The sequence below is a fragment of the Burkholderia sp. AU44665 genome (assembly GCF_030504405.1).
Classification (GTDB): Bacteria; Pseudomonadota; Gammaproteobacteria; order Burkholderiales; family Burkholderiaceae; genus Burkholderia; species Burkholderia semiarida.
This window is the reverse complement of sequence record NZ_JAUJRI010000005.1, coordinates 387977-396173: the sequence shown is the minus strand read 5'-3', so window position 1 is coordinate 396173 and position 8197 is coordinate 387977. Positions and strand designations below refer to the sequence as shown.

At 64.2% G+C, this 8197-nt stretch carries 8 protein-coding genes and 1 rRNA gene; 6 read left to right on the top strand and 3 right to left on the bottom strand.

What is annotated here, in order from left to right:
- Positions 1-3: 3 nt before the first annotated feature.
- From rrf to QZM15_RS14640, 4 genes are all read left to right on the top strand, one after another.
- A 5S ribosomal RNA gene (gene rrf, locus QZM15_RS14655) occupies positions 4-116 on the top strand.
- A 216-nt stretch (positions 117-332) separates the two neighbouring features.
- Positions 333-737: a Cu(I)-responsive transcriptional regulator gene (gene cueR, locus QZM15_RS14650; RefSeq protein WP_226234384.1), complete on the top strand. Its 405-nt coding sequence runs from the start codon at positions 333-335 to the stop codon at positions 735-737.
- 215 nt (positions 738-952) lie between these two features.
- Positions 953-1099, top strand: coding sequence for a DUF3563 family protein (locus tag QZM15_RS14645; RefSeq protein WP_080970925.1), 147 nt, complete (start codon positions 953-955; stop codon positions 1097-1099).
- 113 nt (positions 1100-1212) lie between these two features.
- On the top strand, positions 1213-1581 hold the full coding sequence (locus QZM15_RS14640) for a hypothetical protein (RefSeq protein WP_302106628.1): 369 nt from the start codon (positions 1213-1215) through the stop codon (positions 1579-1581).
- A 15-nt stretch (positions 1582-1596) separates the two neighbouring features.
- Here the strand turns inward: QZM15_RS14640 and QZM15_RS14635 are convergent, their stop codons facing one another.
- Together QZM15_RS14635 and QZM15_RS14630 are read right to left on the bottom strand one after the other, a co-directional pair.
- Complete coding sequence (locus QZM15_RS14635) at positions 1597-2442, bottom strand: 23S rRNA (adenine(2030)-N(6))-methyltransferase RlmJ (protein ID WP_302106627.1); 846 nt, start codon at positions 2440-2442, stop codon at positions 1597-1599.
- A gap of 111 nt (positions 2443-2553) precedes the next feature.
- Entirely contained in the window at positions 2554-3525 is a 972-nt protein-coding gene (locus QZM15_RS14630) for an aldo/keto reductase (protein ID WP_302106626.1), read from the bottom strand.
- A gap of 164 nt (positions 3526-3689) precedes the next feature.
- On the opposite strand from QZM15_RS14630, the gene QZM15_RS14625 reads away from it, so the two are divergent.
- Positions 3690-4478 carry a 3-hydroxybutyrate dehydrogenase gene (locus QZM15_RS14625; protein WP_099316602.1) on the top strand — a complete coding sequence of 263 codons (789 nt, stop codon included), beginning with the start codon at positions 3690-3692 and terminating at the stop codon, positions 4476-4478.
- Positions 4479-4597: 119 nt separating this feature from the next.
- On the opposite strand, the gene QZM15_RS14620 is transcribed toward QZM15_RS14625, so the two are convergent.
- Positions 4598-5797 (bottom strand): amino acid aminotransferase, encoded by a 1200-nt coding sequence (locus QZM15_RS14620; protein WP_226226251.1) that lies wholly within the window; start codon positions 5795-5797, stop codon positions 4598-4600.
- A gap of 259 nt (positions 5798-6056) precedes the next feature.
- Here QZM15_RS14620 and uvrB point away from each other — a divergent pair, with 259 nt between their 5' ends.
- Positions 6057-8147, top strand: a complete 2091-nt coding sequence (gene uvrB / locus QZM15_RS14615; RefSeq protein WP_059583537.1) for an excinuclease ABC subunit UvrB — start codon at positions 6057-6059, stop codon at positions 8145-8147.
- The last annotated feature ends 50 nt before the right edge of the window (positions 8148-8197 follow it).

Below are 8197 nucleotides of genomic sequence, written 5' to 3'. Positions count from 1 at the left end.
TTGCCTGATGACCATAGCGAGTCGGTCCCACCCCTTCCCATCCCGAACAGGACCGTGAAACGACTCCACGCCGATGATAGTGCGGATTCCCGTGTGAAAGTAGGTAATCGTCAGGCTCCCTAAGCCAAGAACCCCCGCCCGACAAGGCGGGGGTTTTTGCATTGCGGCATCCCGAAAGGCATGCGTCGGGCCGCACCCATTCCATCGGCGCTCCTGCGACCAAGCTGTCCCTCGGAACGAAACCTCTCGATTTGATACGATCGACGTGTCGTCGGTGATGGCCTCCGTCGCCGTTCATGTTCGAAACCAGGGCTTGATGAAGAGGGCAGGGAATGAATATCGGCGACGCGTCGCGCGAATCCGGGGTCAGCGCGAAAATGATCCGGTACTACGAACAGGTCGGCCTTCTTGCGCCGAGCAAGCGGACCGAGGCCGGCTACCGGATCTACGGCGCGGACGAAATCCATATCCTGCGATTCATCCGTCAGGCGCGGCGACTCGGCTTTCTCGTCGAGGACATTCGCAAGCTGCTGATGCTTTGGCAAGATCGCTCGCGCGCCAGCGCCGAAGTGAAATCGATCGCTCTCGAGCACGTGGCCGAACTCGACAAACGCATCGCCGAGCTCAGCGACATGCGCGACACGCTGGCCGATCTGGCCGCGCACTGCCATGGTGACGGGCGGCCTGAATGCCCGATTTTGGCGCGCCTCGCCGACCCCGTCGATGAACCAAATTAGTGCGCTTCCTCGAGCCGCGAAACGGGCCCCGACTCTATTCTTATAAAAATCAATGCGTTACAGGTGGTCGGTGCGGCGCCATTCCAAATCGGAATGGTGCCCATGCAAGTATTTCACTAGCATCTTGGTGCGGCGTCGCTATAATTCGGGATAACCCTATACGGGAAATCCCTGAATATCGATTCACCAGGGGTCCCTCTTCCTTGGAGAACGTCATGATCGCCTACATCGTCGAAAAGCTGAGCAACTGGTTCGAGTCCGCAGAACGTGAGCGCCGTGAGGCTTACCTCGCCACGTCGTCGGACATCGTTCAGCTCGAGCGCCGCATCCGCTCGCTCGAAACCAACGGCTACTCGCTGTAATCGGAGTGACCGTCGGGTGCCGAGCGGCACCGAACGATAAGCAAGCCCCGTATTGACGGGGCTTTGTTTTTTGTGCGCCGGATCTGGCGAAATCGTCGGTGCAGCGCTATGGTATGGGCCTACTTTTCATCGGGAAGGACACGATCATGCGTGTGCGTGTCGATGTGCGACGCAGTACCTGCGCGCGTCTCGTTCTGGGCGCGGCAATGCTCGTCCATGGCTTCGCGGTAGGTGCCGCGACGTCGTCCAGGCCGCTCGTGCTCGATACCCAGCGCGGTATCCAGGACGGCAAAGGCGGGTTGGTGTTGCAGACGGCACCGTTGTCTTCGGAGCCGATCGTCGAGCCGGCAGGCATGCGGGCTCCAGCCGGGCAGGGACCGAATACGTCGGTTCCGCTGTTCGTCGCGCCGTACATCAATGTTCCCGCATGGAACGGGCAGCCGGCCAACCAGCCGAGACTGGCGCCCAGACCGCAACCGTAACCGCCGGTCGCCCGATCAGTTGCCGCGGTGCTCGATCTGGCAGCGGGCGCCGCTATCCTGTCCCAGCTTCTCGACCAGGTAGGGCAGGACCTCGTTCATGCTCTGGGCGAGCGTATATGGCGGATTCAGGATGAACATCCCGCTTCCGTAGAGGCCCAGTCCATCGGTCGGCGGATTCGACACCGTCAGCGTCAGGTGGAGCCAGTTGTTCGGCTGCAGGCGCTTCAACTGCTCGGGAAAGCGTTGCGATTCCGTCCGCGTGACCTGCGGATACCAGATGGCATAACAGCCGGTCGCGAAACGCTTCAGGCATTCCGTCACGCAGCTCACCGTGCGCGCGTAATCCTTCTTGTCCTCGTAGGACGGGTCGATCAGCACGAGTGCGCGTCGCGGCGGCGGCGGCAGCAGCGCCTTGATACCTTCGAAGCCGTCGCCGGCGAAGATCATCGCGCGTCGCCCCGCATCGCGAAAATTGTGGCGCAGCACATCGATTTCCGTCGTATGCATTTCGAACAGACGTATCCGGTCCTGCTCGCGCATCGACCGCCAGGCGATGTACGGGGAGCCCGGGTAGAAGTGCAGTTTGCCGTCGTCGTTCAGCGCGCGGACTTCATCGATATAGTCGCCCAGCGCTTCCGGAAGGCTCTTTTCGTTCCACAGCCGGCCGATGCCGGTATCGAATTCCGACGTCTTCGCTGCATAGCCGTCGCGCAGCGAGTACACGCCGGCGCCCGCGTGCGTATCGATGTACCAGTACGATTTGTCTTTCTTGTTCAGGTAGCGCAGCAACTGGACGACGACGGTGTGCTTGAGCACGTCCGCGTGGTTGCCTGCGTGAAAACCGTGACGATAACTGAGCATGGCTGGCTGCCTGAAACGAAAGGTGAATCGATTAAAACGGTCGAACGTGCGCGGCCGTCAGGCCGGGCACCGATGCGGCCGCGTATTGTACGCGAGTGGTCGCGAGTCGCCTTACTCGTATGCGTCGCCGACTATCGCCTCGATGCGCTGCTTCACATCCGGCGTCAGCTTCGCGGCAACGTCGAGCGCGCGCATGTTGTCGCCGATCTGGTCGACCCGCGAGGCGCCCGTGATGACCGAACTCACGCGCGGATTCGCGAGCACCCACGCAATGGCCAACTGGCCGGTGCTGCAGCCGAGCTCGGCGGCGATCTCGCCGAGCCGTTCGACGATGTCGTTGGCGGCCCGATCGGTCAGGCGTTCGCGCATCCAGTCGTAGCCTTGCAACTGCGCGCGGCTGCCGGCCGGCACGCCGTTGCGGTACTTGCCGGTGAGCAGGCCCGACGCGAGCGGGCTCCAGGTCGTGAGGCCGAGGCCGTAATCGTCGTAGAGCCGCGCATATTCCTGTTCGACCCGGGTGCGGTGGAACAGGTTGTACTGCGGTTGTTCGACGACCGGCCTGTGCAGATGATGCCGCTCGGCGATCTCGCATGCCGCGCGGATCTCGTCGGCGCTCCATTCCGACGTGCCCCAGTACAGCGCCTTGCCGCGCACGATCATGTCGCTCATTGCCCAGACGGTTTCCTCGATCGGCGTATGCGGATCGGGGCGATGGCAATAGACGAGGTCGACATAGTCGAGCTGTAGCCGGCGCAGCGAGCCGTCGATCGCGTTCAGCAGGTATTTCCGGTTCAGCGTGTGATACTGGTTCGGGGCTTCCGCGAGCCCCCAGAAGAACTTCGTGGACACGATATAGCTGACGCGCGGCCAGTCGAGCGACTTGAGCGCGTGGCCCATGATTTCCTCGGATTTGCCGCCGGCGTAAACCTCGGCGTTGTCGAAGAAATTGACGCCCGCGTCGCGTGCCGCGGCCAGGCATTCGCGCGCGACCCGCTGGTCGACCTGGTTGCCGTACGTCACCCACGAGCCGAGGGAAAGCTCGCTGATCTGCAGGCCGGAGCGGCCTAGCCGTCGATAGTGCATGAGATTCTCCTGCTGAACGGAACCGACCTTAAGCTTAGACGTTTTGCGCGCGAACGGCGGGTCCGATCGGGCACAATGGCGGCTGGCACGCCGATGCGATTTCGCGATGCGCGCGGATGCGGCGGGCGCGTGTTTCATCGATCCGACAACGGGAGGAGACGGACATGGCAGCAGATCTGAATGGCAAGACCGCAGTCGTCACGGGCGCCGCGAGCGGCATCGGCAAGGAAATCGCGCTCGAGCTCGCCAAGGCGGGCGCAGCCGTCGCGATCGCCGACCTGAACCAGGACGGCGCGAACGCGGTCGCCGACGAGATCGTCAAGGCAGGCGGCAAGGCGATCGGCGTCGCGATGGACGTGACCAACGAGGAAGCCGTGAACGCCGGCATCGACAAGGTCGCCGCAACGTTCGGCTCGGTCGACATCCTCGTGTCGAACGCGGGCATCCAGATCGTCAACCCGATCGAGAACTACTCGTTCGCCGACTGGAAGAAGATGCAGGCGATCCACGTGGACGGCGCATTCCTGACGACCAAGGCCGCGCTCAAGCACATGTACAAGGACGATCGCGGCGGCGTCGTGATCTACATGGGCTCGGTGCACTCGCACGAAGCGTCGCCGCTGAAGTCGGCGTACGTGACGGCCAAGCATGGCCTGCTCGGCCTGGCCCGCGTGCTGGCGAAGGAAGGCGCGAAGCACAACGTGCGCTCGCACGTCGTGTGTCCGGGCTTCGTGCGCACGCCGCTGGTCGACAAGCAGATTCCGGAGCAGGCGAAGGAGCTCGGCATCAGCGAAGAGGACGTGATCAAGAAGGTGATGCTCGGCAACACGGTCGACGGCGTGTTCACGACGGTGCAGGACGTCGCGCAGACGGTGCTGTTCCTGTCGGCGTTCCCGAGCGCCGCGCTCACGGGCCAGTCGGTGGTCGTCAGTCACGGCTGGTTCATGCAGTAACGCGGATGCGGGCGGTGTCGCCGCCCGCCGCGGTGGATGGCACAAAAAAACGCGCTCCGTGGAGCGCGTTTTTCATGTCGGCAGGGCGGGGCCGGCGACGGCCGCCGCCCGGCGCCGCTTTACTTCAGGACCGCTGCGACCGCTTGGGCGACCACGTCGAGGTTGCGCGTGTTCAGCGCGGCGACGCAGATCCGGCCCGTGCCGACCGCATAGATGCCGAACTCGTCGCGCAGGCGATCGACTTGTGCCGAGGTCAGGCCCGAATACGAGAACATCCCGCGCTGCGCGTTGATGAAGCTGAAATCGCGATCGACGCCGCTTGCCTTCAGGCGTTCGACGAGACCGTTGCGCATCGCACGGATGCGGTCGCGCATTTCGCCGAGTTCCTGGACCCACGAAGCGTGCAGTTCCGGCGACGCGAGCACCGCTGCGACCACCGCGCCGCCATGGGTCGGCGGGTTCGAGTAGTTCGTGCGGATCACGCGCTTCAGTTGCGACAGCACGCGCGTGGCTTCTTCCTTGCTCGACGTGATGATCGACAGCGCGCCAACGCGCTCGCCGTACAGCGAGAACGACTTCGAGAACGACGACGACACGAACGCGTTCAGGTCGGCCGCGGCAAACAGGCGCACGGCAGCGGCATCGGCTTCGATGTTTTCGCCGAAGCCCTGGTAGGCCATGTCGAGGAACGGCACGAGGTCACGCGCCTTCACGACGTCGACGACCTGTTGCCATTGCGCTTCGGTGAGGTCCACGCCGGTCGGGTTGTGGCAGCACGCGTGCAGCACGACGACCGTGCCGGCCGCGTAGCTGTTCAGCGCCGACAGCATGCCTTCGAAGTTCACGCCGTTGGTGGCCGCGTCGTAATACGGGTACGCGACGACTTCGAAGCCGGCGGCCTCGAACAGCGCGCGGTGGTTTTCCCAGCTCGGATCGCTGATCGCGACCTTCACGTTCGGATTCACGGTGCGCAGGAAATCGGCGCCGATCTTCAGCGCGCCCGTGCCGCCCAGGGCCTGCGCCGTGACGACGCGGCCCGCCGCGATCAGCGGCGAATCGTTGCCCAGCAGCAGCTTCTGCACGGCCGCATCGTAGGCGGCGATCCCGTCGATCGGCAGGTAACCGCGCGGCAGGCCGGCTTCGACACGCGCCTTCTCCGCGTCGCGAACCGCGCGCAGCAGCGGAATCTTGCCTTCCTCGTTCGTGTACACGCCAACGCCGAGGTTGACCTTGGTCGGACGCGCATCGGCGTTGAAGGCTTCGTTCAGGCCCAGGATCGGGTCGCGGGGAGCAAGCTGGACAGCGGAGAAGAGCGACATGATGATTCGGCAGTAGTGAAAAGAGGGTCAGGCTTTCAGCCGGCGGGACGGGTGCAGCGGACCGCGCCAACGGCGCGACGCCGGAAAGCGCAGCAGCCTGACATTGTAGCGAATTCGCGCTGGCGGGGGCGGTGATTCCGTCGCGATTGGCGCGGCGAAACGCGATTTCGGGCGGCCGTCGCGCGTCAGGAGCCGACAGCAGTTCGCTCGGCCGCGAAGCGCTAGAATGCTTTCTTTGCCCTTGCTCCGGCCGCATTCCATGTCCGAACATCATGCCGAAGTCGGCGACGCGCTCGACGAATCCAAATTCGTCACTTTCGAAGGGTCGCCGTTCCAGCTTTACCAGCCGTATCCGCCCGCGGGCGACCAGCCGAGCGCGATCGACACGCTCGTCGAAGGGGTCGGCGACGGCCTTGCCTTCCAGACGCTGCTCGGCGTAACCGGCTCGGGCAAGACCTTCACGATGGCCAACACGATCGCGCGGCTCGGCCGCCCGGCGATCGTGTTCGCGCCGAACAAGACGCTCGCCGCCCAGCTTTACGCGGAGTTCCGTGAGTTCTTCCCGCGCAACGCGGTCGAGTACTTCGTCTCGTACTACGACTACTACCAGCCCGAGGCCTACGTGCCGCAGCGCGACCTGTTCATCGAGAAGGATTCGTCGATCAACGAGCACATCGAGCAGATGCGGCTGTCGGCGACGAAGAGCCTGATGGAGCGCCGCGACGTGGTGATCGTCGCGACGGTGTCGGCGATCTACGGTATCGGCAACCCGTCCGAATACCACCAGATGATCCTGACGCTGCGCACCGGCGACAAGCTCGGCCAGCGCGACGTGATCGCGCGGCTGATCGCGATGCAATACACGCGCAACGAGCAGGATTTCCAGCGCGGCACGTTCCGCGTGCGCGGCGACACGATCGACATCTTCCCGGCCGAGCATGCGGAAATGGCCGTACGCGTCGAGCTGTTCGACGACGAGGTCGAGACGCTGCACCTGTTCGACCCGCTGACCGGGCGCGTGCGGCAGAAGATCCCGCGTTTCACCGTGTATCCGTCGTCGCACTACGTGACGCCGCGCGACACCGTGATGCGCGCGGTCGAGACGATCAAGGACGAACTGCGCGAACGGCTCGAGTTCTTCCATCGCGAAGGCAAGCTCGTCGAGGCGCAGCGCCTCGAGCAGCGCACGCGCTTCGACCTCGAGATGCTGCAGGAGCTCGGCTTCTGCAAGGGCATCGAGAACTATTCGCGGCATTTCTCGGGGGCGGCGCCCGGCGATCCGCCGCCGACGCTCGTCGACTACCTGCCGCCCGATGCGCTGATGCTGCTCGACGAATCGCACGTGCTGATCGGCCAGTTGAACGGCATGTACAACGGCGACCGCGCGCGCAAGGAAAACCTCGTCAATTACGGGTTCCGCCTGCCGTCGGCGCTCGACAACCGGCCGCTGAAGTTCCACGAGTTCGAGCGCAAGATGCGCCAGGTCGTGTTCGTGTCGGCCACGCCGGCCGACTACGAGAAGCGCGTGACGGGTCAGATCGCCGAGCAGGTCGTGCGGCCGACGGGCCTCGTCGATCCGGAAATCGAAGTCCGGCCGGCGAGCTCGCAGGTCGACGACGTGCTGACCGAAATCAACGCGCGCGTGAAGGCCGGCGAGCGCGTGCTGATCACCGTGCTGACGAAGCGCATGGCCGAACAGCTGACCGAGTTCCTGGCCGACCACGGCGTCAAGGTGCGCTACCTGCACAGCGACATCGACACGGTCGAGCGCGTCGAGATCATCCGCGACCTGCGGCTCGGCACGTTCGACGTGCTGGTCGGGATCAACCTGCTGCGCGAGGGCCTCGACATTCCCGAAGTGTCGCTCGTCGCGATTCTCGATGCGGACAAGGAGGGCTTCCTGCGCGCCGAGCGCTCGCTGATCCAGACGATCGGTCGTGCCGCGCGGAACGTGAACGGCAAGGCGATCCTCTACGCGGACAACATGACCGAGTCGATGAAGCGCGCGATCGGCGAAACCGAGCGGCGCCGCGCGAAGCAGATCGCCTACAACGAAAAGATGGGCATTACGCCGCGCGGCGTCGTGAAGCGCATCAAGGACATCATCGACGGCGTCTACAACGCCGACGACGCGCGCGCGGAGCTGAAGGAGGCGCAGCAGCGCGCGAAATTCGAGGACATGTCGGAAAAGCAGCTCGCGAAGGAAATCAAGCGCCTCGAGAAGCAGATGGCCGACTACGCGAAGAATCTCGAATTCGAGAAGGCCGCCGCGACCCGCGACCAGCTTGCCGTGCTGCGTGAACGCGTGTTCGGCGCGAACGTCGGCGACCACATCAGCGGCGGCCGGTAAATCTTTCCAAGCGTCACGGAATTCTTCGGTAAAGCGCCTGTAAGCCTTGT